Annotated in this window: 19 protein-coding genes; 8 read left to right on the forward strand and 11 right to left on the reverse strand. The window is 66.8% G+C overall.

Annotated elements, in window-relative coordinates:
* Positions 1 to 116: 116 nt before the first annotated feature.
* Complete coding sequence (locus ACIBK2_RS37740; protein WP_396974670.1) at positions 117 to 551, forward strand: hypothetical protein; 435 nt, start codon at positions 117 to 119, stop codon at positions 549 to 551.
* Between the two features lie 88 nt (positions 552 to 639).
* On the opposite strand, the gene ACIBK2_RS37745 is transcribed toward ACIBK2_RS37740, so the two are convergent.
* Positions 640 to 2,316: a cutinase family protein gene (locus ACIBK2_RS37745; protein ID WP_396974671.1), complete on the reverse strand. Its 1,677-nt coding sequence runs from the start codon at positions 2,314 to 2,316 to the stop codon at positions 640 to 642.
* An 895-nt stretch (positions 2,317 to 3,211) separates the two neighbouring features.
* Between ACIBK2_RS37745 and ACIBK2_RS37750 the strand changes: the two genes are divergently transcribed.
* The 3 genes from ACIBK2_RS37750 (at position 3,212) to ACIBK2_RS37760 (ending at position 5,469) form a co-directional block, all read left to right on the forward strand.
* A complete protein-coding gene (locus ACIBK2_RS37750; protein ID WP_396974672.1) occupies positions 3,212 to 3,394 on the forward strand; it encodes a hypothetical protein in 183 nt (60 codons plus the stop codon).
* Positions 3,388 to 3,888, forward strand: a complete 501-nt coding sequence (locus tag ACIBK2_RS37755) for a hypothetical protein (protein ID WP_396974673.1) — start codon at positions 3,388 to 3,390, stop codon at positions 3,886 to 3,888. Before ACIBK2_RS37750 ends, ACIBK2_RS37755 begins: the two co-directional genes overlap by 7 nt.
* 90 nt (positions 3,889 to 3,978) lie before the next feature.
* A complete protein-coding gene (locus ACIBK2_RS37760) occupies positions 3,979 to 5,469 on the forward strand; it encodes a family 1 glycosylhydrolase (protein ID WP_396974674.1) in 1,491 nt (496 codons plus the stop codon).
* A 9-nt stretch (positions 5,470 to 5,478) separates the two neighbouring features.
* Here ACIBK2_RS37760 and ACIBK2_RS37765 read toward each other — a convergent pair whose 3' ends face one another.
* The 6 genes from ACIBK2_RS37765 to ACIBK2_RS37790 all read right to left on the reverse strand — a co-directional run bounded on the left by ACIBK2_RS37765 (position 5,479) and on the right by ACIBK2_RS37790 (position 19,443).
* Entirely contained in the window at positions 5,479 to 5,847 is a 369-nt protein-coding gene (locus ACIBK2_RS37765; RefSeq protein WP_396974675.1) for a DUF1304 domain-containing protein, read from the reverse strand.
* 104 nt (positions 5,848 to 5,951) lie between these two features.
* The gene (locus ACIBK2_RS37770) at positions 5,952 to 13,700 is read right to left on the reverse strand and encodes a SpvB/TcaC N-terminal domain-containing protein (RefSeq protein ID WP_396974676.1); all 7,749 of its coding nucleotides are present in this window, start codon (positions 13,698 to 13,700) and stop codon (positions 5,952 to 5,954) included.
* 185 nt (positions 13,701 to 13,885) lie between these two features.
* Positions 13,886 to 14,332 (reverse strand): L,D-transpeptidase, encoded by a 447-nt coding sequence (locus tag ACIBK2_RS37775; RefSeq protein ID WP_396974677.1) that lies wholly within the window; start codon positions 14,330 to 14,332, stop codon positions 13,886 to 13,888.
* Positions 14,333 to 14,560: 228 nt separating this feature from the next.
* Positions 14,561 to 15,988 (reverse strand): AIM24 family protein, encoded by a 1,428-nt coding sequence (locus ACIBK2_RS37780; protein WP_396974679.1) that lies wholly within the window; start codon positions 15,986 to 15,988, stop codon positions 14,561 to 14,563.
* Positions 15,989 to 16,103: 115 nt separating this feature from the next.
* A complete protein-coding gene (locus tag ACIBK2_RS37785) occupies positions 16,104 to 17,507 on the reverse strand; it encodes an APC family permease (RefSeq protein WP_396974681.1) in 1,404 nt (467 codons plus the stop codon).
* Positions 17,500 to 19,443, reverse strand: a complete 1,944-nt coding sequence (locus ACIBK2_RS37790; RefSeq protein ID WP_396974683.1) for a primary-amine oxidase — start codon at positions 19,441 to 19,443, stop codon at positions 17,500 to 17,502. The genes ACIBK2_RS37785 and ACIBK2_RS37790 overlap by 8 nt, the downstream gene beginning before the upstream one ends.
* A gap of 272 nt (positions 19,444 to 19,715) precedes the next feature.
* On the opposite strand from ACIBK2_RS37790, the gene ACIBK2_RS37795 reads away from it, so the two are divergent.
* The 3 genes from ACIBK2_RS37795 (at position 19,716) to ACIBK2_RS37805 (ending at position 22,928) form a co-directional block, all read left to right on the forward strand.
* A complete protein-coding gene (locus ACIBK2_RS37795) occupies positions 19,716 to 21,461 on the forward strand; it encodes an amidohydrolase family protein (protein WP_396974685.1) in 1,746 nt (581 codons plus the stop codon).
* On the forward strand, positions 21,458 to 22,081 hold the full coding sequence (locus tag ACIBK2_RS37800) for a TetR/AcrR family transcriptional regulator (RefSeq protein WP_396974687.1): 624 nt from the start codon (positions 21,458 to 21,460) through the stop codon (positions 22,079 to 22,081). The genes ACIBK2_RS37795 and ACIBK2_RS37800 overlap by 4 nt, the downstream gene beginning before the upstream one ends.
* Positions 22,082 to 22,145: 64 nt before the next feature.
* A complete protein-coding gene (locus ACIBK2_RS37805) occupies positions 22,146 to 22,928 on the forward strand; it encodes a crotonase/enoyl-CoA hydratase family protein (protein ID WP_396974689.1) in 783 nt (260 codons plus the stop codon).
* A 31-nt stretch (positions 22,929 to 22,959) separates the two neighbouring features.
* Here ACIBK2_RS37805 and ACIBK2_RS37810 read toward each other — a convergent pair whose 3' ends face one another.
* From ACIBK2_RS37810 to ACIBK2_RS37820, 3 genes are all read right to left on the reverse strand, one after another.
* Positions 22,960 to 23,907, reverse strand: coding sequence for an anti-sigma factor RsbA family regulatory protein (locus tag ACIBK2_RS37810; protein WP_396974691.1), 948 nt, complete (start codon positions 23,905 to 23,907; stop codon positions 22,960 to 22,962).
* The gene (locus ACIBK2_RS37815) at positions 23,904 to 24,263 is read right to left on the reverse strand and encodes an STAS domain-containing protein (RefSeq protein WP_396974694.1); all 360 of its coding nucleotides are present in this window, start codon (positions 24,261 to 24,263) and stop codon (positions 23,904 to 23,906) included. Before ACIBK2_RS37815 ends, ACIBK2_RS37810 begins: the two co-directional genes overlap by 4 nt.
* A gap of 104 nt (positions 24,264 to 24,367) precedes the next feature.
* Positions 24,368 to 25,012 carry a TetR/AcrR family transcriptional regulator gene (locus ACIBK2_RS37820; RefSeq protein ID WP_396974696.1) on the reverse strand — a complete coding sequence of 215 codons (645 nt, stop codon included), beginning with the start codon at positions 25,010 to 25,012 and terminating at the stop codon, positions 24,368 to 24,370.
* 353 nt (positions 25,013 to 25,365) lie between these two features.
* On the opposite strand from ACIBK2_RS37820, the gene ACIBK2_RS37825 reads away from it, so the two are divergent.
* Positions 25,366 to 25,776: a hypothetical protein gene (locus ACIBK2_RS37825; protein ID WP_396974698.1), complete on the forward strand. Its 411-nt coding sequence runs from the start codon at positions 25,366 to 25,368 to the stop codon at positions 25,774 to 25,776.
* Positions 25,777 to 25,857: 81 nt separating this feature from the next.
* Here ACIBK2_RS37825 and ACIBK2_RS37830 read toward each other — a convergent pair whose 3' ends face one another.
* The gene (locus ACIBK2_RS37830) at positions 25,858 to 26,769 is read right to left on the reverse strand and encodes an SDR family NAD(P)-dependent oxidoreductase (RefSeq protein ID WP_396974700.1); all 912 of its coding nucleotides are present in this window, start codon (positions 26,767 to 26,769) and stop codon (positions 25,858 to 25,860) included.
* Positions 26,770 to 26,854 lie beyond the last annotated feature (85 nt).

The raw sequence follows: 26,854 nt of genomic DNA on the forward strand, positions 1-26,854 counted from the left end.
TTGTGCCGAATTCTCCGATCCATACCCGCCGTGGATCCGAATATGCCGTAGTGCCGACAAGTGTCTGACTTGCCGTCGGCCGCATGTACCGCATTCGATACGACAAGGGGTTACCTATGTTTCACAAAACCGCGACCGCCGCGGTGACCGGTCTGCTCGCCGTCGCGGCGACGCTCGCCGTTGCCACCGGCGCGGCCAATGCCGCCCCGACACCGCAGGCACCGGGTTCATCGCCCAGCGAGGCCGCACCGGCTGAGCAGAGCGGCCTGCTCGGACTCTTCGCGCCGGAGGGCGGCAAGAAGTCGGGTGAGAAGGGCGCCGAGGGCAAGAAGGGCAAAGGCAAGGACGGCAAGGCGGAGGAGGAGACACCCGCTGCGGACCCGGCGGTCGCTGCCGCGCTCGATTCCGCCCTGCGGGACTTCCTGCGCCCGCCGAACGGTGGCGCCGAGATGGGGCCGCTCGGCAAAACCTCGGACGAGTGGCTCGATCTTTTCCTCGGGTCCAAGCCGAGCCCCGACGGCGGCACGCCCAAGGCCAAGCCGATCAGGTGATGAGTTGAGCTGCACGCGTTACTGATTCAACCGTCGGCAGGCAGGTCTGCTTCGCTCCCATGAGCGATCGGACCTGCCTGTTGTCGATTCAGCCGAGAAAGTCGGTGTCCCAACCCGTTCGGACGATGCGTCGACGCCCCGTATAGAGCAGGCACGCGCTCTCCGAGAGCAGCAGGGCCCAGACGACGTGCCGACTGGCCTCGAGTCGCTTGGCTTGTGCCTTGGCGGATTCCGGTCGGATGCGACCGTGGGTCGGATCGGTCTTGTCCACTCGCACCGCCGTGCCCGCTCCGGTGGTGGGGCCCTTCGGCTTCGGCGAGTTGCGGTGCGGGGGTGGCGGTTCGGCGGGATCATCGGCGGCTGGGGCCTGGGCGTTCTGGTCCGGCATCGAGGCGAGCACGCTGTCCGGTTGGGCGACAACCGGTTTGGGTTGGGTCGGCGCGGGTAGCGCGCGGGCGAGCGCGATGAACCAGTCGGCGACGAATTGCACCGAGGGGCGGCCCGCGGCGACCGTGGTCAACGCGTAGGCGCCGTGCCTGGCCACCGCGTCCTGGTATTTGGACCAGACCTGAGTGTCGACGAGTTCGAGGTTGTCGCTGACCAGCCGCCCGATCGCATTGAACGCCTGGGTGACGACCTGGGTGAAGCGCGGCGCGGCGGAGCGTTTGGGCATCGCGGCGAACATCTTGGCGGCCAACGCGGCCAGCCCGGCCAGCGGATCCCGCGCGCCGATGGTGCCGATCTGGCAGACGTCCTCGGGGCTGAGCACGACACCGACGATGCTGGTCAGGGTGTTCAGCGTGATGGTCGCCAGGCGCAGCGCGGCCGACTGTGCGGTCGGGTCGTCGATCACCGAGCGCGGGTCGGAGGCTTCGGCGAGCCGCTCGCTGAGCGACTTGTCGCGCGACAGCACGAGACTGCCGGGAGCCAGGCCGTGCAGGTCCTTGTCGACCACGTCGGTGGTGGTCTTGGCGACGGTGGCGGCCAGTGCGTCGGAGATCGAGGACAGCGCGGTGAGCGGGTCGTCCAGTGGCAGCAGGGCCTGGCCCGCGATGTTGGTGATCATGTGCAGGATCGGCGCGTTCGCGGGGGAGTCGCAGGCCAGGTCGCCGTCGATGCAGAACGACGCGACCCGACCGGTGAGCGCGCCGAAGTCGGGGGCGAGGTCGCGCAACGGTCCGATCCCGCCGCCCGGGGCGGGTGCGGGCTGGGCCTGCAGCGCGGACAGGCCCGAGGCGATCGTGCCCGGCGCGGGATCGGGCGCGAGTTTGCCTGCGGCACCGGGGAACAGTGAGGCGCCGGGGTATCGGGTGGGGTCGGCGAGCAGGGCGACGCCGGCGATCCGGTCGGCCGGAATGGTGGACTGCCCGCGGCCGATCTCCTGCGCGAACAGGGAGGCGACGTGTGCGCCCTGGGAGTAGCCGACGAAGGCGAGACGGGTGTTCTGGCATCGGTCGGCGACCGACTGCGCCATTGACCGGAGTTCCGTCAATCCGCCGGTCACCGATTGCGAGTACGGGACCGGGCCGCCGGGCACGGCACCGCCGAAACCGGCTTCGTAAGGCACATAAGCCCGATCGGTGCGGTCCGGCTCGGCGGCCAGCATCGGGAGGAAGATCGACGACAGCATGCCGTGGTCGTCGGAGGGGTTCGCATCGGGGGAGGATTCGCCCGTACCGGGTACCCCGATGGCGTAAAGGGCTGGGCAACGCAGTGATTGGCCGGGTGCCGGCTGTGCCGCGACCAGGCCGACTCCCGCGTTCATGACGAAGGCCGTGCCTGCGACGAGTGTTCCTAGTCTCCGAATACCTGTTCTGGAGAACAGCATTCGACGCAACGTCCCCACCTTCACATTGATCCGCTCGGCCTGAGGCTGGTTCTGGTCAGGAGAGTCTCCGGCGTCCGCCGGTCCGGGGTGGGCTTCGCCGCCACCCCGGACCGTGTCGAATCAGCCGCCGAGCAGCGCGGTTACGACGCTGGTGAGTCCCGAGGTGAGGGCGGTGACAACGGCGGTGAGGAGCGGTGCGATCATGTTCTCCCTTTCGTTTTCATGTGGTTACAAGCCGCCCGGTCAGTCTTCGTGCGGTAAATCCGGCACCAAGTCTGAAATGCCGGTGGTGCTCCGCTGCGAAAACTCCAGACGGCGGGAACAACCCGGGTGGGTGTCCAACGCTGACCATGCCGGGAACCGTCAGTGGCAGGCGTCGATAGTGTCTTCGTTACCCAAGTGCGTTCGGATGGAAGAAATTTCGAACCAATTTTGAACGGGCTGTGAGCTGGGGTAATGCCCGCGGTCGTGGATCGTGTCGGCGAGGAACGCGCCGACGCAGGTGTTTTGTCCTTTTGGCGACAGGTGCGCTAGCCTTCCTCGGCGATCCAGCTCGTGCTCTCGTTCGACAAATGACACCGATCCGTCGATGGCGTATCACAGGAGCAAGTCATGTTGAGTGGTCTCTTCGGTCTAGTGAACAGCGTGCTCGCGGTAACGGAGAACCTGGTGGGGATTCTTACCTTCGGCATTTTGGGCTAGGCGGCACGCGCGCATTTCCGTTGACTCCGGAGCGAATTCGGACAATCCGGCGATGCGCGCATTCCGCATTCCGCGCTACCGCATCCGCCGGGGTTCACCGGCACACAATCGTCGATCGAGGAGGTTCGCTGTGGCGCGTCTGTCGAAGGAACTGGCGGCGTTGGCGGTGCTGGCAGTCGTCATCTATTGTGCCGGAACGGATTCCCTGTCCTTCTGGAAGTCCGACGCCGGACCGGAGACCGCGGGTTCGGACTGGTTCGACGCGGACGACGACGCGGAGCGGCTCGATCATGTCGGCGGGTTCCGTTGGTAGGCAAGGTCATTCCACTGCTACCCGGCGGCGCCCGCGGGATCGCCGTGCTGGAGGCCGACGCGACCAGGGAACTGCTTGCCCAAGCCCATGCCAGGGCGAGCAGCGCGGCGGGTCGGGCCAGCGCGGCGGCCAAGCGAGCGGTGAACCGGGAGAAGGCCGTCGACCACGTCGCGCGTGCGCACGGCGCCGCGCGGGCCGTGGCCGCCGCGGACACCACCCGTGATGCCGCGTGGCACGCCTACGTCGCCGCGAACCACGCGATCAAGGCGACCTTCTACGCGGTCGTCACCGCCGATGCGGCGGTCACCGTCCAGGACGCGGCCGCCGCCGCGCTCGATGCCGCGAAGGCCGCCGCCTTCGCGCCCGACGACGTCACGGTCGCCGATGCCGCCGCGGCGGCCGAGGAGGCCGCAGCGGGTGCCAGTAACGGGGCATATGGCGCCCCTCCCCTCGCGACGATCGCGCGGATCGGCCACCGCCTGTCCGTGAATTAGCCACCGAAGGTATGCGTTCCTCGGTCGATACTCGCCGCAGGGACCGGAGTTGACGGGGGTTCAGCAATTAGTCGGTTAAGTTCTCGGTTTATGCGCACATGGACTCGACGCGCCGCGGTAGCGCTCGCGGCCTCGACGGCCGCGCTGCTGGTGCCCGGCGTGGGTATTGCTGCTCCGCCGGGGCCGGTAGCGGGGGATTTCGCGCTGGGGCCCGGGTTTCTGTGGGGCGTCGCGGAGTCCGGATTCCAGTCGGAGGGGCACGCGCCCGACGACGATGCGCCCGGTTCGGGCTCGCTCAACTCGGGTTCACTCGACCCCGGTGTGCCACCTAGGAAATCGCCGGGCAACGATGCGCCCGACAGCAATTGGGTGCGCTATATCGAGAATCACCCGGAGTACGACAGGTACCAGAGCTCGATCGACTTCTACAACCGGTACGCCGCCGACATCGATCTGGCGAAAGCGCTGGGGGTGAAGGTATTCCGGATCGGGATCGAGTGGGCGCGGCTGCAGCCGACGAGCCGGCTGGAGTGGGACGCCGACGGATTCCGCTTCTACGACAAGGTGATCGCCAAGATCATCAATTCGGGCATGCGCCCGATGCTCACCCTCGATCACTGGGTGTATCCGGGCTGGGCCTACGACGGGGCGTTCCATGGGCCGCATTCGGATACGCCGGATACCGGTTGGGACAACCCGGAGATGCTGGACGCCTGGCTGACCAACATGCGCAAGGTGGTCGACCGATACGCGCCACGAAATCCGCTGTGGGTCACCATCAATGAGCCGGTCGCCTACATCATGCACGAGGTCCGCAACAACGCGACCGACCAGCAGCGGATGGAGGGCAAGGTCGCGGACGCGCACAACCAGATCTACGACTACATCCACAAGCAGCGCCCAGATGCCCAGGTGACCAGCAATATCGGCTACGTCGCCGGCATCGACGATCAGGTCAACGGACCGTTGTTCGCGAAGATCCGGGACCGGCTCGACTACATCGGCGTCGACTACTACTTCGCCTTCGAGCCGCCGATGTCGAGTCCGCCCGCCACCGTCCGGTCCATCGCGGCCGTCGGGGCGCCCGGCATGTGGAATCTGCCGATCCGGACCGAGGGCATTTACTATGCGGTGAAACGCTATTCGGACATGTTCCCGCCGGTGCCCGGCAAGCCGCGCATACCGATCTACGTGGTCGAGAACGGCATGCCGACGGAGAACGCCAATTCCGACGACGGCAACGTCCCCGGCACCGGAAACTACAACCGCAGCGACCATTTGCGCGACACCGTCTACTGGCTGCAACGCGCCAAGGCCGACGGCGTGAACCTGATGGGCTACAACTACTGGAGCATCACCGACAACTACGAATGGGGCAGCTACAGCCCACGATTCGGCCTCTACACGGTCAATGTGCGCGACGATCCCAAGCTGGAGCGCCACCCGACCAAGGCCGTCGCCACCTACACCGAGACCATCGCGGCGGGCGGCGTCCCGGCCGACTATCGCCCCACCCGCCCGCCGTCCGGCTGCCTCATCGTCGACCCGACTCCCGGCTGCGTCGACCTCGCGGTGCCCTGAGCGCGGGCGCTACTGGCTGCCCGCTACCAGCACCGCGATCAGCGCGATCGCGCCGGGCAGCGCCTGCACCACCAGGATGCGGCGGCTGGCGGTGGCGGCCCCGTAGCAGCCCGCGACCACGACGCAGGCGGTGAAGAAGATCATCGCGGCGTGCCCGACCGGGTCCGCCGCGATGATGCCCCAGATCAACCCGGCCGCGAGGAACCCGTTGTACAGGCCCTGATTCGCGGCGAGCACCTTGGTCTGCTCGGCGAATTCGACCGTGCTGCCGAACGCCGCGCGCACCCGCGGCGTCGTCCACAGGAACATCTCCATCACCACGATGTAGACGTGCAGCGCCGCCACCAATCCGACCAGCACCTCGGCTACTACTCGCACGATCGACTCGCTTCCTCGTGTACAGGCCGGGACCTGCCCGGATGGCCGACTTCAGGATGACCGCCCGGCGGCCGATACCGAGGCAGGCGCGCGGTGCCGGCCGATCATCGCGGATACGGCACCTTGGACACCGCATTGTAGATGGAGACACCGCCCCAATGCGGGTACAAATCATGGAACCAGGTGGGCACCAGCACCATTCGCCCGTAGTCCGGGTGATGGTGCCAGGTCCACCCCTTCGGGGTCTCGGCGAGGCCCGCGGCCTTGTTCGCCGCCGTGAAGTCCTTGGCCCGGGTACCGCGCAGCATGCCGATGTTCACGTCCTTGATCGCCTGCTTCTCGAAGCCCTCGAACGGCGCACCGAACTTCGCCAGCTCGCGGCGCGCGTTGTTGTAGGCCTGTTTGAAGTCCAGGAAGGACCGGACTTCTTCCTCGGTGGCCGCGGCCTTGTAGACACCCTCGGTCTTGTTGACGTCGTCGATGAGGTCGGCGGCGCGGCGCAACTCCTTCTTGTCGTAGCCGACCTTCAGCGCCCCGACCTCGTCTTTGGCAACGTCGGTCAGGGTGTGCCGCCCCGCGCCCTTGACGGTCGATTCCACGATCCCGGCCAGCGCCTTCACGTCGAGCAGCAGGAGCACGGTCGTCCCGACGCCCTTCGCGAGCTCGCCGAGGCCCTTGCCTGCCTGGCCGTGCATGTCGTACCAGATCCACCGCTGGGCGTACCGTCCCGCCGTCGGCAGCGCGTTCAAGGTGTTGCGGAGCGCGGCCTCGCCGATCGCCAGCGGGGTGAGCAGGGTGGCATGCACTCGATCCTTCGTGGAACCGTGCTTCAGTTTTTCGCGCTGGTCGGTGTAGCCGTGCGGGCCGCCGTCGAAGTCCGGCACGGGCGGCGGACCCGAGGCGGCGGTGCGCGGCCCCTCCGGCTCGTCCTTGGCGACGACGGTCTGTTTCACATCGATCGCATAATCGCCGGTCTCGGTTCCCGCGGTCGGTCGCTGGTAGCTGTGCAGAATGTCCTTGATCTGCTCGCCGACGGCCGCCGGGCTCGGCGGCGTCGATTGCGTGCCCTGACTGTCCACGTTGCCGGTCGGGCAGTTTCGGCCATACGCATAGACATTCGTGCCGTCGGCCAATCCGGCCGGATCGGTACTGAGCCATCGCCCGAGCCAGGGCAGCAGGTAGCGGGCGCTGTGATAGCCGAACCCGGTCTCGTCGTCGCGTTCCTTGCCGGTGTAGCGATAGCGCTTCAGGCCGACCTCGGCGGCGCTGCGTCCGGCTTGGAACGCCGCGGTGCCGTAGGGGTGGTAGTCCTCGTAGGCGATCAGCGCGCCGTGCTGGTCGAGCTCGACGCTCGCCGAGCCCAGGTTGTTGCCGAGCTGGTAGCGGATCCGTGGCGAACCGAGTGCGGCGGCGTCGGTTTCGACCAGTGCGACGCGCTGGTGATCGTCCATCACGTGCAGGGATCGGCGTTCGAGGGAAACGGTGCCGCCGCTGTGCTCGCGGTAGATTTCGAAGCCGCCCAGATATATTCGCTCGTTCTTGGGCGTGCCGTTGCGGGTCTCGGTGACCTTTCGGATCCGCTCGCCGTTGGCATCGTAGAGGTAGTAGGTGGTTTCGCGGGTGCCGCTGGTGACCACCTGCTGCGCGGTGGCACCCAGCTGATCTCGGTAGTTCCATCGCATCAGCGGGAGGTGTGACATCTCCGCGATGTTCCCGCGGGTGTCGTAGCCGTACTTGGCGGAATAGCCGCCCGTCGCAACATAATCCGGCAGATCGTCCGGGTCGCCGGGGAGGCTGGTCGCCAGCAGCCGATTGCTGTCGAGTGCGTACTGGTAGCGGCGCTGCCACAGTGTCGCGCCGGGCTGCTCGACGTTGCTTCCGGCGTGATGGGCCAGCCGAATGATGTTGCCGACGGCGTCGTAGCGGTAGCGCTCGATATAGCCGCGCAGCCCCTGCAGGTCGTTGGCGTGCACGCGGGCACCGGCGAAGGGGTAGTCGCGGCGGCTGCTGTCGTTCGGGCTCAGCGCGAAATCGGTTTGGCCGCTGTGCTCGCGGCCGCTCGCCGCGATGAGCTGGTATCGCGCGTCGTACACGTAATCGCAAGTGGCACTGGCTTGTACGGTCGTCGCGAGCGCGGCGTCTTCGATGCGGGTGACGTTGCCGGAGGGGTCGTAGGTGTAGCGCAGGTCCTGGACCACGGCCGCGTTGGTGAACAGCAGGGAGGCGGTGGTGTCAGGGCCGGCGGGGCGGGTCGTGCGCAGCGAGGACAGCCGGAAAGTGAACGGGTCGTAGGTGTATCGGGTGGCGGCGCCGTTGCCGTAGTCGATTCCGGTCCGCTGGCCCTTGGCGTTGTAGTCGATGTTCGTCACGAATGGGGTGGCCGAGGCGGTGCCGGGTAGGGCGACCTCGACTCGTTCGATCAGGCCCGCCTCGTTGAACATCGCGCGGTAGATACTTGCGTCCGGCGCGGTCACCGTCATCGGGCGGTTGAGTGCGTCGTACTCGGTACGGCTGGTGAGTGCCTCCGTGGTGAGCAACGGCGCTGCGGCAGTTTCGATTTCGTCGATGCCGGTCAAGTCGGCGAGGGGCGACCAATCCGCGACGGTGGTGTAATCGCGGGTGAAACGGCGGTCGCTGGTCAGCAGGTTGCCCTTGAAATCGTAGCGAGCGCTGGTCGCGACACCGGCGCCGTCATAGATGCGAAACGGCTTGCCGCGCAGGTTGTTATCGGCGTTCGGATGGGCTTCGCCGTAGATCCGTCGCTCGACGAGCGCCTCGGCGGCAGGCAGTGCCGGATCGCGTGGGTCGCCGCCCGGCGTCGAATCGCCGGTAGCGGTGACGAATACGGCGAGTGGGCGGTGCAATGCGTCGTAGGTCATCCGGTTGCGGAAGCCTCGGCTGTTCCAGGCGAAGAACGGTTTACCCGCGGCGTCGGACAGCGTCCAACGCACTCCCGCGTCCATGGTGTGCCGGAACAGTTCCGTTCCGCCGATGTCGTAGCACGGCGCGAATCCCTGTGGGGTGATGTTCTGGGCGTCGTCGAACGGATGGACGCCACCCGGCAGCGGCGGCGTGACGTATTGCATCACCCGGTTGCCGCGCGCGTCCTGAATCCACAGCGGCTTGCCTTCGGCATCGAGCCTGGTGAAGGTGGCCTGTTTTTCGTCGACGCCGTCGGTGCGGTTGTGCACGACCGTCAGCACCGTGCGCGCGAGACTGTCCAGCACTGTCCCTGCGGGTGTGCCTGCGTGCGCGGCGGCGAGCTGTGCGGCGCGGCGCTCGGCAGGCACCGTGGACGTGCTCATTCGGGTGTACCAGGCGTTGCCAGGTTCCAGCACGGTGTCGTTCGCGTCGTAGGCGGCGAACTGCCACGGCGTGTATTCCACCCTGGTGATGCTGCCGTCGGGGGAGTCGGTGCGGATCTGCCGTCCGATCGCGTCGTAGAAAAGTACTGGGGTCACACCGAGGTCGGCCGGTTCCTCGTAGCGGTGCCCGACCTCGGGTGGGCTGAAGTACGGCTCGTATTGCTTGACCGGTTTTCCCTTGTTGTTCTGGATCGTCTTGCCGTTCGCGATCCAGCGCAGCGGGCCGCCGGGTGTCGCGGGCTCGGCTTGGACCTTCGCGACGAGGACCGTCCCGGCACCGTCGGAGTATTCGAACTTGGCCTGTACCAGGCTGTTCGGTGCCTGTGCGTGGTGCTGCTCGCGCATGATTCCGGCCGCGCATGGCGGGTGGGTGCCCCAGATGATGGTGCCGTTCTGCACGGTTTCGCCGAAGTAGTAGAGGTGGCGTGCGGTCGCGCCGCCGAGCAGCGTCTGTGCCGCTGCCGCGTGGTAGTCGTCGGTCACGAAGAAGGCGAGCAGGGTGGCATCGTCGACATCCGTTGTCGCATCGTCGAATCCGTCGAGGGTGTCGCCCTCGCCCTGCTTTCCGCTCAGTGCCGATGCGGTCGGCATGCCGAGGGCATCGAACTTCAGCCGGGAATGGTTGCCGTTGATGTCCTCGACGTGGATAGGCGCCAGGACGCGGAAGTCGAATTCGATTGTCTCGGTGCGATTGCCGAGGGCGTCGGTGCTCGTCAGCGGGAACAGATCGCGCGAGTCGTATTCGAGCACAGTGGCATTGCCGAAGGGGTCGATGTAGCGCTGCGCGAGATAGAAATGCTGCGCTGCGTCGGTACGGTAGCCCGCGACTCCGGCGCGCCGCCAATACTGGCCAGCGGCGTCCGGACCGAGCAGCCGAATGGCTTCCGGTCCGCTCAGATAGCCGCTGACGGTTGTGTTGCCCAGTGCCGCAGTCACATCGGGTGTCAGCAGGTCGCCGAATATCGTCGCCAGTAGTGCGTCGGTTGATGCGAGGGTGTAGGTCTCATAGGGCAGGGCTCTGGCATTCAGCGATGCGAAAGGCAATGGATCGTTCAGTGCGTCGGAGCAGAACAGCGTGCGCGTGTGCTCGACCTGCCGTCGCTGCGGATGTGTGTGGTCGGGCAACTGCTGATACGGAATTGTCTCGACCGGTGTCCCGTGACCCGCATAGTTGTCGCTGATCTCGAACCCGAGCAACCGGTCGATATCGAAGTATCGATCGCCCGGAGTGATCCCGGTGAGCTCGTAAGTCGTTGTCTCGCAGGGTATGCGGAGGCGATACTGATCCGGGTCGGGGATGGCATCATTGGTGAAGCGGTTCTCGACGTAGGCGAGATGGAGCTCACCCTGTACCGCGGCGACCAAGGTTTCGACTCCGGCGGGCAGTAGCGGGTCGTTCAGCGGTACCGCTAGCCAACGTGGGTAACCGACCGTGACGCTTTGCAGCACATTGCCGTACTCGTCGAAGCGCAGATTGAGCGTGTGGCTGATCCGCGGGTCGGGTGTCGGCGTTGCCGGGCGCAGGTCGAGTTCGTAGTGGTAGCTGACCGACTCGGCCTCGGTCGTGTGAAAGACAGCGTGCTGGTTGCCCTTTCGTGGCTGAATCAGTCGAATGTGCTGTCCGTGTGAGGTCGCGGAGAAGAGCCGGATCGGTCGCTGCGTGCCGGTCGTCAGCGCCTCGACCGCCAATTCATAGACCTCCTGGCGTACTGCCGTTCCGCGGCATGCGCGCAGTGCTTCCCGCCGCTCATCGGCGGTAAGGTCGAGTGCGTCGAGATCCGGTTCCGGGACGGCACGCTCGTGGAAGGTGCCGAGCACCTGGGTGCCGGGCTGCTGGTCTTCGAACCAGCGGGGGAAGTATTCACGCTCGAACTGCTGCAGCGTCGGTGCACCGGTGTGGAACCAGGTGACCGTTTTGACGGGCGGTTGATAGAGCCGGTGGTCCTGAGTTACGTACGGGCTGTTGGTGTTCGCATCGCCGAAGGTCCCGTAGTCCTCGGTATCGATCTGCTCGATGCGTCCGAAGCCACGGAATTCGCGTTCGGGTCCGTCGAAGTAGCCGTGGTGATAGCTGTAGGTGCTCGCGAAGGTGGTGTTGCGCCAGCGATCTCGCACCGTGACCCGATCGACGACGTGGACGGGGAAGGGAAGCTTTGTGGCCCAGGGATTTCCGGCCAGCTTGTCGGCTAGATAGAACGCGGTCGACGGTGTGTAACTGATCTCGGTTTCGGCACCCAGGTTGTTCTTGACCGAAACGAGCAGGTGCGGCTTCTGCCCGCCCATCAGATCGAGATAGCGCAGCGGGGCGTGCGCATCACCTGCCAGGGGAGAGGACCACACCAGGCAGGCGGTGCCGTTGCCGAGCAGGTCGAGCGCCTGCACTCGAATCGGCTCGGCGACAGGCGGAAAGACCGGCAGTGCCACTGGCTTTCCCCAGCTGTTGCCGGACTGGTTGAGGTAGACGCGGAGGCCGTCGGCGTGCAGGTAGAGGAGGTCGGTGGTGCCGGAACCGTCGATGTCGGCCACCAGGACGCGCTGGCTGTCGAACCGGTCGGGATGGTCGAACCACGGCGCGCGGTCCATGGTGACCTTCCTGCCGAACTGGCCGTAGCCGAGGTTCGGCCAGTAGCAGACCTCGCCGTTGCGGATCCGGACCAGGTCGGTGAGGCCGTCGCCGGTCATATCGGCGAGCTGGACGGTCTGCTCGCCGTCGGCGAAAATAACTGCCGGACCGCGATTTTCGTCTCCGCCGGTGGCGACGCGCTGTTCCGGGCCGAAGCCGTCCTCGCCCAGCGACGGATACCAGACGAGGGCGTCCTGCTCGGCGATCAGCACATCGGAACGGCCGTCGCCGTCGAGATCGATGAAGCGCAGGTTCGGGTCGTGCCAATTCTGGTTGGGCAGTTGGTCGAAGAGTGCGAACGGCGACCAGCTGTCGTCGCCGCGCTCGTAGAAGCCCGGATCGGGTCCGTCGAACCGCACCACGTCCGGTCGCCCGTCGCCCGCCAGGTCGACGAAGCGGGCACCGGCGGCCAGCGAGACCGCGGGCAGTGGCGCGACGAGCTCGGGTACCCCGAGGCGGGCGTCACCAACTGCGTTGGCAGGACTCAGGTTTCGCTTATAGAACCAGCCGCCGTCCTGCTCGGTGAGGATGCCAGCGACGCCGTCGCCATCGAGATCGACCCACTGATATCCGGTGCCGTCCAAGCCGATCGGCAAGCCCGACAGGCTGTCCCGGTCGAGTTCGCGCAACTCGCTCTGAATCCGCGCCTCGCTGTAGCCGAATTCGACCGGCGGCAACGCCCTGCTGCGGTATCCGTCGTCCTGGCGCCGGTAGCCGTGCTGGGTGACCGAATTGAGCTGGGCGTAGATCGGATTGCGCTCGTCAGCTGGGTCGACGTCATGGGCGTAACCGAAGTCGGTGGAACGGACCAGGCAGTCGGCGCCGACCTCGGGTTCGCCGGGAAAGTGATGAAACATCAAGGCGCGTCGGCAGAGCCGGTGGGTGCGTACCTCGAAACCGGAGCGGTAGGACGAGAACGGGTCCGGCCGATTGCCCCAGCCTGGCCCGTCCGCGGGCAGCGGGTGCGCGAGATCGTGTTCGCCATAATCGAAGACCAGCTCGAAATACCACTGGTCGTCTGCGGGCGGCATCGGCCAGGCGGCTACCGGGTCCAGGGTGGGGAAGTACGGCGTGTGGTTTCCGTAGCGAATTCGCTTCGGGTATCGGTTGGCCCGGCGCTCGCGCGGGAGTTCGCTGGCCCGGTCCGCCGGGATCTGCTCGTTGTTCTCGGATTTGTACTCATAGCTGATGACGTTGCCTTTGTCGTCGTAGCTCAGGCAGATCAACCAGCTGAAGATGTGTTGCGGATTCACGGGATCGGCGATACGCGACCGAGCGTCGCGGCCGTACCAGGTCGTGACGTTGTCCCGGGAGATCGAGCGCCAACTCACGTCGCGCGCGTCGGCGAGATTCGTCCAGTGCTCGATGCGCGCGAACAACCCTTCGACGCGTGGCCGGTAGCGCCGGACGTGGTAGTCGTTCCCGCCGACGGTGCGGATCGGCAGTTCCTCGCGAACCCAATTCCCTTGCTGCTCAACCAGAACCGGAACCAGATCCGCCGCGCCGGACAGAATGAACACATCCGACTCACCGGCCTCGTCGTATCTCGGCAGCCCCTTGTCGGTCTTGCGGGTGATCGCGGGCAGCCCCAGACTCCAGCCCAACCCGAACGGTCCATTGCCCGACCCCGAGTCGTAGCCGAGCGACAACTGCGGCCCGAACCCGCCGCGGCCGGGGCTGACACTGATCGGGACGGTCAGCGAGCCGGTCCCGGTCACCGGATTCGCCGCGAACTTCTCCCCGATTCCCTTGATCGCGCCGCCGCCCTTCGGCAGCGCGATCGAGGGTGCCTTCGGTCCGCTCGGCTCGCTCGCCGCATCGGTCCGTGCCCCACCCTGCTTGCCTCGCCCGAAGTCGTCTGGCATCCCGCTACCCTCCACATTGCCCACGGCCACGTCAGCAGCCCTGGCGCAATTCTGGGGAGCTGATCACCATTGCCGGAACCCTCCGGTTCGCTGACCGGATCGGATCGATCCGGGGCGGGATCGGGCAAACAAAAACGGGATGCCGGTCACGGCATCCCGTTTATGCGAGGAATGGAATTACCAGCTCACTCCACGACCTCGACGATGTCACCGGGCTCGAGGTGGCGGTAAGTGGCCTCCGCGGCATCGGGGTTCATCCGAATGCAGCCGTGCGAGTTGGAATCGAGCGGACCGATGTGGGTGGCGATATCGCCGTCGAAGAAGACGGCCCACTCCATCGGCGCGTTGTGCATTGTGCTCCAGAAATGTTCGCGCTTGAAGTCGACGTCGAAGACACCGACATGCGACTCGTATCCCGGCCTGCCGATCTCGATCGGCTTCGGACCGTAGATGGTCTTGCCGTCCTCCATCAGCCACATTTCCTTGGTCGACAGCCGCATGCACGCGCGCGTCTTCGCCGCGGTGCACGGCGCGTAGACCGGTGCGGGCGGCGGCGGCTGAATGATGGCAGGAATGCCGGGAATGTCCGGTCCGCCGGGCCATAGCGGTTCGGCCTGCGCGGTTGCTGTCATTGCGAATCCGGCAATTGCGACTCCGGTGAGTACCGCGAATCTTGCCGACCACTCTCTAAAACGCTTGCTGCTCATCAATTTCAGGCCTCTCTTCGCCTTGCCGCCACGCTTCGTGCCGAATGCCAGGGTGAATAGGAGTACCTCGTCGCAAGAAACTGGAGAATGCGAGGTGATAGGGATCATCGCGGACCATGCGCGCCGGGTCAATCGCGGCGCGCAGGTGTTTCACTATCCGAACAATCCGCCGAGTGCGCCGCCGCTCTGTCCGGCCTGCTGGCCGCCGCCGGTGCCGCCGATGAGCCCGCCGGGCGGCAGCTCCGAGGGCTGCACGATGACGAAGCCGCGCCCGGAGAAGGCCAGCGTGAGTCCTTCTCCGGTGCTGCGGCCGATCAACCGGCCGAGTCCGAACGAGTCGTTGCGCTTGATTCCGGTCTGCAGGCTCGACGACCACGCCACCGCCGCCTGCGGATCGGCGTAGGTCGGTTGGTCGACCTGGAGCACCACCGGCGAGCCGTGCGTGGTGATGGCGATTCGGCCGCGGCCGGTGAACACGCAGTTGAAAAGCCCGGCGTTGCTGGCGACTCCCGCCGCGCCCTGCACCCGGGCGACCCGGTAGGACAGGCTGGTGTCGAAGGCGAGCACGTTGGAGCCGTTGATGGTGAGGCCGTCGCTGCCGTCGAGGTCGATGATGTGCACGTCGGCGGCGCTGTCGGCGAGGAACAGGTCGCCGCGGCCGGAGACGTTCATCAGCGGCACGCCCTCACCGGTGAGCCGCTGGGTGATGGCGCGGCCGATGCCGCCGGAGCCGAGCGCCTTGAACTGCATGTCGCCCTGGTAGGCGACCATGGAACCGGCCCGAGCCATCACCTCGCCGTTGACGGCGACCTTGATCATCTTGCCGCCCTGCTTCTGGATGCCGACGCCGGTGACTTCGGCGTGGTTCGGGTTGAACAGATCGCTCTGCATCGGCAGTGCTCCTTGCTGAGGTGATGATGGTGCGGGCGGTGAGTATGCGGGGGCCGACGGGTACGACGGCGGGGGAGCGGGCGGCGGGTAGTTCTGGGCAGGCGGCGGGTAGTTCGGCGCGGCCTGTGGCTGGTAGTTCGGCGCCGAAACCGGTGCGGCGGCAGGCGGATTCGGCGCGGCGGGAGCTTCGGGCTCGTCGTCGATATTCACGCCGAACGCCGTCGCGATACCGGCCAGCCCGTTGTCGTAGCCCTGGCCGACCGCGCGCACCTTCCAGGCGCCACCGCGGCGATAGATCTCCACGCACACCACGGCGGTTTCGGTGGTGAGCCCGTCCATCGGGAAAGTCAATGCCCCCGAATCGGATCCGATCGTGGCGAGCAGCGTGCCCGCGGCGGCGAAGGTGGGCGGTCCGCTGCCGTCGAGGCTGGCGGTGACCACCACCTTGTCGACATCCGGTGGCAGCGCGCTGGTCTGCACGTCGACCATGTCGCCACGACCGCTGCCGTGCCGATAGGTGACGCCGGGCCCGACCGGCTGATTGAAGAATACGAAGTCGGCGTCGGTCCGGACCCGTCCGTCGGCGTTGAGCAGCAGCGCGGAGACGTCGACCCCGGCCGAGCAGGTGACGGTCACCGTCATCCGGTCGGCGGGCGCGGGCCGGTTCTCGCCGCGGGCGAGGGCGGTCACCGCGGACCGGCCCGGTCGTCGGCGATCGGCCCGAATGGCATGCGATTCACGCCGTCAAGTGTGTCCCGAGTCGGGTCCGCGCGCTACCGAGTCGGGCGCACGCCACGCCGAATCGTTAGCTGACGGAGGTTGTCGCCCGTCGTTTCCGGGCGATGGCGGCGCCGATACCGAAGGTCGCCGCGACGATGGCCAGCAGGGTGGTCGCGACGATCGCCGAGCCGCCGACCAAGGTGGTGAAATTGTCGATGACCAGGGCTGTTACGACTAGTAACCCGGCTGTGCCGAGGGTCGGTGCGAGGACGGTGTGCCAGCGTCGGCGGTCCAGGCCGGTGCGGCGGAAGAAGGCGATGATGGCGACGCTGGTGAGCAGCATCAGCAGCAGGATGGCAACCGTGGCCAGGCCGGACATCCAGGTGAACAGGTGCCGCACCGGGTCCGCGCCCGCGAGGGCGAACGTGCCGACGACCAGTGTCGCCGACAGGGTTTGAGCGAGCGACGCCTTGTGCGGGGAGCCGTGGCGCGGATGGATGTGGCCCAGGGCCGGATGACCGACGCCGTCGCGGGCCAGCGCGTAGCCGTAGCGAGAGATCGCGTTGTGGAACGCGAGCAAGGCGGCGAACAAGCTGGTTACCAGCAGGATCGACATGAGGTCGGCGGCGGACTCGCCGAGGAACAGCCGCGCGGCGGTGAAGGTCAATCCTTCGGGATCGTCGCCCGCGGCCGCCGCGACGTCGTCGCTGCCGAACGCGAGCACCACCGCCCAGCTGGCCACCGCGTACAGCGCGCCGATCGTGAGCACCGCGAGGTAGGTGGCCCGCGGGATGGTGCGGCGCGGATCGCGGGTCTCCTCGCCGTAGATCGCGGTGGCCTCGAAGCCGATGAACGACGCGATGGCGAACATCAATGCCACGCCGGGAGAGCCGTCGAAGAACGCCGACGGAGTGAAGGAGACGGTGTCGATGCCGTGCGCGCCACCGTGCAGCAGCACGGCGGCGGACAACGCGACGATGATGCCGATCTCGACCACGAGCAGTACACCGAGAACCTTTGCGCCGAGTTCGATGTTGCGATAGCCGAGCACGGCGACGACCGCCATCAGCGCGAAAGCGTAGATATACCAAGGCAAGTCGGGCCCGCCGTAGTGCACGACGAGCTCTTCGACGGTCGATGCCGCCAGTCCGTAGATTCCGGCCTGGATGGCGGTGTAGGTGAGCAATGCCAGCCCGGCCGCCCCGATTCCGGCGCTGACGCCGAGACCGCTGCGGACGTAGGCGTAGAACGCGCCCGCCTCGTCCAAATGACCACTCATCGCCGCGTATCCGACGCTGAAGACGAGTAGGACGGCCGCCGCGACGAGGTAAGCCGTCGGTGCGCCCGCCCCGTTCCCGAGCCCGATCATCAGCGGCAGCGCGCCACCGACGGCGGTCAGCGGGGCGGCGGCCGCGATGACGAGGAACACGATCCCCGTCACCCCGATCGAACCGCGTAATCGTGCACCGGCAGTGGATGATTCAGTCATCGGGAGCTCCATGGCAGCAACTGGTCGACGCCGCGCCGTGGCCGGCGCGCGGCACGTCGAGGGTGGGATTGCGGTCGAAGAAGCCGACCGGTTTGAGCACGAATCCGGTGTAGTCGACCGGCATGATCGGCCAGTCCTCCGGTCGCGGAAAATGCGTGAGGCCGAACGTGTGCCACACGACCAGGTCTTCGTTGTCGAGTGGTCGATCGGCGGCGACGTACTCCGGAAGACCGGCGCCGCCCGGATGCTGGTTCACGAAATCGCCTGCGGCATAACGCTGTGCGGGATCGTAGCGGCTGACCCAGAGGCTCTTCGTCGCGAATGCGGCCCGCTTGGCGATCGGTGCTGCGTCGTCGGCGAGCAGGGTTTCCTTGCCCTCGGGGTGCAGCACGTAAGAGACGGGCAGGCCGAGGCGGTTGAGTACGTCGGGATTGCTGATCTGCCAGGTACGGCCGACGCGATTGTCCGCGAGCCGCTGCGCCGTCGATTCGCGAGCGAGCGTGGTGCGCTGCAGCGTGAAAGCGTTGCCGTGCGGGTTGTCCGGGCCGATCGGTACGCGGACGCTCTCTACCTCTTCGACGCGATTGCGATGCCCGTCGACCATCATGTCGAGTCGAGCGCTGAACAGGTGCTGGTGATACGGCGCGCCGAGACCAGGTGCCACTTGGGTGGAGAACGGGTGATCGGCGCCGGGATACGCTGCGGTGAAGACGATTCCGGTCGCCTTGACCTCGAAGCCGATGGTGCCGTCGAGGTACAGGTACCAGAAGAAGCCGTAGTCGTAGTTGCCCACCGTGGTGAAGAACGAGATCACCAGCCTGCGTTGCCTGCGCACCTCGCGCGACCCGGTCCACAGGTCGGTGTGCTTCCACAGCACGCCGAAGTCCTCCTCGTGCATGCAGATCGCGTTGCGCAGCACGCGCGGGTTGCCCGCCTCGTCGGCGATGACGGCGTCGAAATAGGTGATGTCGCCGAGGCAGTCGCAGCCGAGCTCGAGCGCGTTGGCGTAGCGTCCGACGAGGTACTCGCCGGTGTCGAAGTAGTTCTGCCAGGAGCGGATCGGCGACGGATCGGCGTAGGGCACCACCATTTCCGCGATGGACGCGCGGTGGATTATCGGACGGACCCGGCCGTTATCGTGAAAACCGAGCTGGTGCAGGACAAGTCCCTCGCGGGCATCGAAACCCACTCGCACCGACCACTTCTCCCATTCGACGAGATTGCCGTGCACGGTGAAACTCGGCCCGTGCGGCTGGGTGATCTCGATCGGCTTTTGCGTGGTGCGCGGGGGACCGGTGACGGCCGGGTCGTCGAAGTTCCCGGATTCCTGCGGTATGTCGACCGGTCCGGTGTCGAGCACCCGCAACACCTGGCGGGTCATCACGTCGACGAACGCCACCAGCCCGTCGATCGGGTGCGCCCAGGGATGGTCCTTCTCGTGCTGCTGGTGGAACGCCAAGCCGCGCAGAATGCGGCGGCCCTCCTCGCCCGCGTAGTCGAACACCCCTGCCGACAGCGGGGCGACCCGCACCTGCGTGGCGTCGAGCCCGCGGGCGGCCAGTGCGGCCAACCAGTCGGGGTTGTCCGCCAGCACCGCCTCGACCAGCTCGAACTCCTCGTCGAGCACGGGCAACTGGCCGTCGACGACCGCGTCCAGGGTGCGCTGAGCGAGCACCGCCCCGCTGCCGAGCGACACGATCAGATCGATGGCGTTCGGGCGGTCGATGTCGTGCAGCAGCACCCGGAAGCGGCGATCCAACGCGCCGGACCATGGGTAGACCTGGTATTTGTCCGGCTCGTCCAGTCCGACGTAGACGAAACGTGTTGTCGGCGCGATCAGCCCGGCGGCCGCGACGACGGCGCGCACCTCGGCGATCTCCGCCTCGGTGGGCAGGGCGAGCGGATGATCGGCACGTCCCGGTGTGAGCGTGGGCATGGGCCCCTCCATCTCATTTCTGCGAATGTGGGAAACACGGGGGTATTCGCCGAGAAAGCTGCGTCCGCTCATCATATTCAGCAACTATTCGGACAATTGGGTCGGAAATGCTACTTCCCTGTTCCTGCATTTGGTGAATGAGAATGGCGGGCATTAGTTGCGGTGTAGCGAGCCGGAAGTTACGGAGCAGCAAATCATTTCTCGCCTGCCATCGCCGTGAGGTGTGAGAACTGGTCCTTGACGGTTAGCAACCGATCGGTTGCAATGTAGGAGTGAGCTACGACACGATCATCAAGGCCGGGCGCTGGTTCGACGGCGCCGGTTCGCCCTCCGGCACGCGCCACCTCGGACTTCGCGGCGATCGGGTCGTCGCGGTGTCGGCGGAGCCGCTCGACGAGACGGGCTGCCCGAATGTCATCGACGCCGCGGGCAAGTGGGTGGTCCCCGGGATGATCGACATCCACACGCACTACGACATCGAGGTGCTGAAGACGCCCGAGCTCGCCGAGTCGGTGCGGCACGGCATGACGACGGTGCTGCTCGGGTCGTGCTCGCTGTCGACCGTGCACGTCGGGGCGATCGAGGCGGGCGATCTGTTCGGCCGGGTCGAGGCCATCCCGCGGCGGCACGTCATCGAGGCCATCGAGGAGACCAAGACCTGGCACTCGGCGCGCGAGTACATCGCGGCGCTGGAGGAGCTGCCACTCGGCCCGAATATCGCGGCGATGCTTGGTCATTCGGATATCCGGACGGCGCAGATGGGACTCGATCGCGCCACCCGCAAGGAAGTTCGTCCCACAGCGGCCGAGCAGGCCGCGATGGAATCGGCGCTGAATGAGGCCCTCGACGCCGGCTTCGTCGGAATGTCGGCCCAGCAGCTGCTTTTCGACAAGCTCGACGGTGACACCTGCCGCTCACGCACGCTGCCGTCCACCTACGCCAAGGCCCGAGAACGTCGTCGCCTCAACGCGATTCTGCGTCGTCGGCGGCGGGTACTGCAGGCCGGTCCCGACATCGCCTCGGTGCGCAGCATCGCCGCGATGACGCTCAGCAGCTTGGGCATCTTCCGCAAACGCCTGAAGACCACGCTGCTGTCGGCCGCGGACATCAAGGCGAATCCGGCCCTGGTCTACATCATGGGACCGATCGCGCGCGCACTGAACGCACTGGGCGGCGACTTCCGCTGGCAGCACCTGCCGGTGCCGTTCGAGGTGTACGCCGACGGCATCGACCTGGTGATCTTCGAGGAGTTCGGCTCGGGTGCCGCGGCGCTGCACCTCGCCGATCAGGTCGAGCGCAACGCGCTGATGCAGGACGAGTCGTATCGGCGCCGGTTCCGCAAGGACTACGACTCCAAGTTCGGGCTGCGGGTCTGGCACCGTGACTTCTTCGACGCCGAGATCGTCGCCTGCCCGGACGATTCCGTGGTCGGCCAGACGTTCGGACAGGTCGGTCTCGATCGTGGCGGGGTGCACCCGGTGGACGCGTTCCTCGATCTGGTCGTCGAGCACGGCACCAAATTGCGTTGGCGCACCACGATTTCCAACCATCGGCCGAAGTTCCTGACCAAGCTCGGCGCGGATCCCGGTGTGCAGCTGGGCTTTTCCGACGCGGGCGCGCACCTGCGGAACATGGCGTTCTACAACTTCGGGCTCCGCTTCCTGCGCCGGGTGCGCGACGCCGAACAGTCCGGCGCGCCGTTCATCTCGCTGGAACGCGCGGTGCACCGGCTCACCGGTGAGCTCGCCGACTGGTACGGCATCGACGCGGGCCACCTGCGCGAGGGCGATCGGGCGGATCTGGTGATCATCGACCCCGCACATCTGGATGCCTCGCTGGACGCCTATGCCGAAAGCACGGTCGCGCAGTATGACAACCTGTCTCGCATGGTGAATCGCAATGACGGGGCGGTCTCGGCCGTCTTCATCGGCGGCAAGTACGTCTTCGGCGACGGCACGCCCGCGCCGATCCTCGGCACCGACCGCACCGGACGATTCCTCAGGTCCCAGGTGCGGTGACCGAGCCGCGCCGCACCCAAGCCCAGCGCCGCGCCGCCACGATCGGCAAACTCGTCGAGGCCACCATCGAGGCCATCGCCGAGGTCGGCTACCACAATGCCTCGCTCGGCGAGATCAGCCGCCGGGCGGGTGTGTCCAAGGGCGGTATCTTCCGGCACTTCGACTCGCGCACCGACCTGGTCGTGGCCGCCGCCGAAGAGGTCGGCCGCAGGCACATGCGCGCGTTCGACAATATCCACCCGCGCGAAAGCACCGACCAGCCACTGGATTTGACGGACATCCTGCACCGCGCCCGCAATCAGATCCGCCAGGAGACCAACACGGTCTGGTTCGAGCTGCTCGTCGCCGCGCGCACCGAGCCGGAGCTGCGGGCCAGGCTCGCCCCGGTCGCCGAGGCGCTGCTCGACGACGTCGAGCGGGTCGCGATCGCGGCGCTGTCGCCCGCCGTCCCGCCCGACGTCGCCCGCCTGCTGGCCACCTCGATTGTGCACATGTTCGACGGCGAGGCGATCTTCCGCTCCACCTACCCGCGGCCCGAACTCGAGGACGCGCGAATCGAGTACGTCGCGAGCACCTTCCAGCGGCTGGCGGGCGAGATTCGTGTCGAATCCGGCGCGTGAGCGGCCGACCCGGTGTCGATTATGGACTATTGCATAATTCATAGGGCTGTTGTTGACTGAGCTCATGGCCGACACCGTTACCGTCGAACGCGACGGACATGTCCTGCTCATCGGACTCAACCGCCCGGAGAAGCGCAACGCCTTCACCCTCGAGATGCTCGCCGAGCTGTCCCGCGCGTACGCCCTGCTCGAAAACGACGACGACCTGCGCGTCGGTGTCCTGTACGGCAAGGGCGACCATTTCACCGCGGGCCTCGACCTGGTCGACGCCGCGCCCGCGCTGGCAACGGGCGCGATCAGCTATCCCGAGGACGGTCTCGACCCGTGGCGGCTGAACTACAACTGGACCAAGCCGGTGATCGCGGTGACCCAGGGGTGGTGCATGACGCTCGGCATCGAACTGCTGCTGGCCGCCGACATCCGGATCGCCGCCGAGGGTGCCCGATTCAGTCAGCTTGAGGTCCGCCGCGGTATCTACCCGTTCGGCGGTGCGACACTGCGGTTTTGGCGTGAAGCGGGCTGGGGCAACGCGATGCGCTGGATCCTCACCGGCGCCGAATTCGACGCCGCCGAGGCCCATCGCATCGGCCTGGTCCAGCAGGTCACGCCCGATGCTGAGTCGGCGCTGGCCGCGGCACGGACCCTGGCCACCGAAATCGCCGAGGACTCAGCACCATTGGGCGTCCGCACGATCCTCGCCTCCGCACACCGAGCGCGCGACGAAGGCAACGCCGCTGCCGCCGAACACCTGGTCGGTGACGTCACCAAGCTGTTCGCGACCGCCGACGGCGCGGAGGGCGTCCAATCGTTCATCGAGCGCCGGAAGGCCAATTTCACCGGGAAGTGATGTACCGGTTGGCTTTTCGGGGTCACGCCGCTCAGGCCAGGCGCATGTCCATCTGGATGGTGGTGCCGTGCACGCCGGTGTGGATGCGGACCAGGTCGGTCAGGTGGTTGACGAGAAGCAGGCCGCGCCCGCCGAATTGGAAGGGTTTCGGTGGTACTCGGCCTGCCAGGGGGTTGGTGATGTGGCCCGCGTCGCGGACCTGGGCGCGCAGTTGCCTGCCGTCGATCCAGAGGGCCAGGGTGCCGCTGCCGCCGCCGTGTACCACCGAGTTGGTGATGGTCTCGGCGATGACCAGTTCCAGATCGATGATGCGATCCTCGACCATGCCCGCCCGGTGCGCGTATTCGCCTGCCCGGTGCCGGGTTTCGGTGAGCGAGGTGGCGTCGAAGGCGAACACGCGGGCGATCGCGGGCGGCGGGGACAGCGGTTTGTTGTACGAGGCGACGATGCGATCGGGATCGTATGCGCCACTGGGGCGTTCGCCGCTGCGGTCGATCAGGGTCGGGTGGGTGGCGTGCGCGTCGACCAGCACGGTCGGGTCGAGGCGTTCGGTGTCGTAGGGGCACAGGATGGTGACCGCGCGACCGGTGAACGCGGCATTGATCAGCGCCTCGTGCTGGACGCAGGCCGGATACTCCGTCGCCGAGCGACCGGCCCAGATGGGTTCGCCGATGATCCGCACCCGTCCGGTCGGATAGGTGTCGGCGAACGCGCGGAGCACACCGGGAATGATCCGGCCGGGGTTGCGGCCTTCGACGGTCATGTCCATCAGCTTCACCGCGTCGGCCTCGGCCCCGAGTTCGGCACGAATCAAGTCCAGGTTCGGTCCGGGGACCGACACCGCCACAGGCTCGTGGTTGGCCAACCCCTCTCGGATGAACCCGACGGTGCCCGCCAGGTACTCCTCGGTGTCGCTGTAGAACAGTGCCGGATGCGCGAAGGGATCGGTGTCGGGTGGTCCGGCGGTGGTGGCGGTCATGCGCGGTCAACCTCGATTGTCGGGAGCGACGGCCAGAACAGCTCCAGGATGCGGACCAGCGTCTCGGGCGGGTTGTGCAGCACGACGCGGCGGCCCTGCGCCGCCTGATTCGTCGCTTCCATCAGTATCAGCGTGCCGTGCGTGTCGATGAAGGTCAGCTCGGACAATTCCAGGTGGATGTCGGGGGTGCCGGGGAGCTCGGCCAGGGCGGTCTCCCACGCGTCGTGCGTCGAGAGATCGATCTGACCGACGCAGCGTAGGCCAGGTGGTCTGCTGGTCGAAAACGTCCGCAGCCTGGTCGAATCCGGCGAAATAGCGGGAACCCGATCGGCGGGTCTCGCTGGCTCGGCCTGCACCCTCGCACCATCCCTTCTGCCCGTTCGCGGCAGGGAAATTACCTACGCAACATACGCTCTCGCCGAGCCGGATCGATCAGGCGGCTATCCAGGTGTCCGCAAGTTCATGATTCGGGCAGGATCGACGGATCGGTGCAGTACGCCCGCAGTCGGCCCAGCATGGCGGCGCGGGCCTGGGCGAACGCGGCGTCGCGATCCAGCAGCCGGGCGCGGGTGACCGCGGCGTAGCCCAGCGCGTCGAGTTCGAAGGAGAGGACGCCGGGATCGGTGTCCGGCCGCAGCTCCCCGCTATCGAGTGCGGTGCGAATGATGGAGTGCACGAACGCATCCCACTCGTGGGCATTGGTCACGAGCAGGTCGTGTACCGGCCCGGGCTGGTCGTCGAATTCGTGCTGGATGGCCACGAAGAAGCAGCCGCCGGGCAGCACGAGATCGGTGTAGAACGCCAGGCGGGATTCGTGCAGCGCCCACAGCTGGCGCACGCCTGCCGGGGCTTTGAGTGCGGGCGCGACGACCAGTTCCGCCCACTGTGCTCGCGCGCGTTCGATGGCCGCCAGTTGCAGCTCTTCCTTGTCGCGCCAGAGCGAGAACAGGCCGGACTTGCTCACGCCTGCCTCGGCGGCGACCTGGCCCATGCTCAGCGCGCCGAGCCCGGCGACGGAGGCCATCGAGACCACCGCGTCCAGCACGGCGGTTCTGGATCGGTCGCCGCGTGCTCGGCGCCCGTCGGCGGGGTGCCTGTTCGTCATGTCCTCATCCTATCGCAATAAGTCCGACCGATCGGACGTAATAGCCGTGTGGGGGGCGAAGCGGCGTGCGAGTCGAGTCATGGAACGTGGCCGACGGGTTGCCCGGCCGCGCGATCCACCGGAAGGGTACGTCCCACGATGGATGGTGAAATGGGGGATTCCCCTGAGGCGGAAACAGATTCGTTTCGGATAAATTGGATTTATGGCAGTTGCTGACTGAAAACCACTGCAACCCAATGCATTAGACACCTTGCCGCGACCGGAAAAGCTTCCGGTGGGAAGGGTTTGTCTCGAATCCGAACGCGGTGTGCGCGTTCCCGGTGAACTAGAGGTCGATGGTGACGATGAACAGCGTGAGTACCGGCAGAGCCCGACGGGTAGTGGTGCGGACCGTGGTCGCTGCGACCTTGGCGCTGGCTCCGGTAGCAGTGATCATCCCGTCAGCGTCCGCCGCCCCGTGTCGTCTGCCTACGGACGTCGGCTGCACCAACCCCGACGGCACCCTCAATACCGGTCCGCAGCATCGTCCGGGCCATCTCAACGAGAATCCGAAATACGGGGCGGACGGTTTCGACAACTTCGGTTACGACAGGTTCGGCTACAACCGCTTCGGTTACAACCGATCCGGCTATGACAGGTTCGGCTACGACCGGAACGGCTACACGGCGCAGGGCTGCGCCCGAAACGGCGTCGACCGCCCCGACGCCGACCACGCCGTCTGCGAGTGGCGGCGCTCGCGCCCGTCCACAGGCAGCGGCTCCTGAGGGTTAGCCGCCGCCTCCTGCGGCAGATCGGTGACCGTTCGTCGGTCTAAATCCTCGAAACGGTCTATGGAACAGTCGAATTCAGTCGCGCGCGGCTACCGCGCGGGCGGCCGCGGCATCGAGCCGTCGCAGAATCGCGTCGGGTACGAAACGTTCGGCCGTGCCGAGCAGTCCCTCGATGTCCATGAACCGGGCGGCCAGGCGCGCGCCGCCGGGGGAAACCCGGCCCGCCGTGCATGCCAGTCTTGCCTCGAACGGGGTCGGCGCGACCGCGGGATTGCGCTCGGCGATCCGAACAATATTGCGCGCCACCGTTTCCGGGCTGCGGGCCACCAGGCCTGCGGCGAGCACCGAGATGTTTCTGCCGCGAATGCCCTGCTGCTCGTCTAGGCCGACGATCTGCGCGTTGGGATAGAAACCGGTGTTGATGAACGCGGGCAGCACCGCCGTGACACCGACGCCGGTCCCGGCGAACTCGAGCCGCAGGCACTCGGTGAGCATCTGCGCGGCGGCCTTGCTGGTGCAGTAGGCGGTGCTGAGTGGGATCGGCAGTACCGCCGCGGGTGAGGTCACGTTCAGGATTCGCCCGCCGCGCCCCGCGTCGATCATCTGGCGTCCGAACAGCTTGCTGCCGTGCACAACTCCCCAGAAGTTCACGCCCATGATCCGGTCCCAGTCCGCGACGCTGTGCCCGAGAAACGGCCCGGCCGTGGTGTAACCCGCGTTGTTGATGAGGACGTCCGGCGCACCGTGTTCGTCGTAGACCGTGGCGGCGAAGGCGGTCATAGCCGCATCGTCTGAGACGTCGACCGCGTAGGGGTACGCGCGCCCGCCGGTTGCCTCGATGGTGGCGACCGTGTCCTGTGCGGTGTCTTTGTTCAGATCGCTGGTCACCACTCGGGCACCGTATTTCGCGAATCGAATGGCGGTGGCCCGGCCGATGCCGCTGCCCGCGCCGGTCACGATCACCAGCTTGTCGTCGAACTTGGTCATCTCTTACCTCGGTTCCTAACGGCACGCCCTCGTGCTACTGTCCCAGACAATCTACACTGTGTTACACAGTGGGGACAACGGCAAT

This window comes from Nocardia sp. NPDC050175, assembly GCF_044459885.1.
Classification (GTDB): Bacteria; Actinomycetota; Actinomycetes; order Mycobacteriales; family Mycobacteriaceae; genus Nocardia.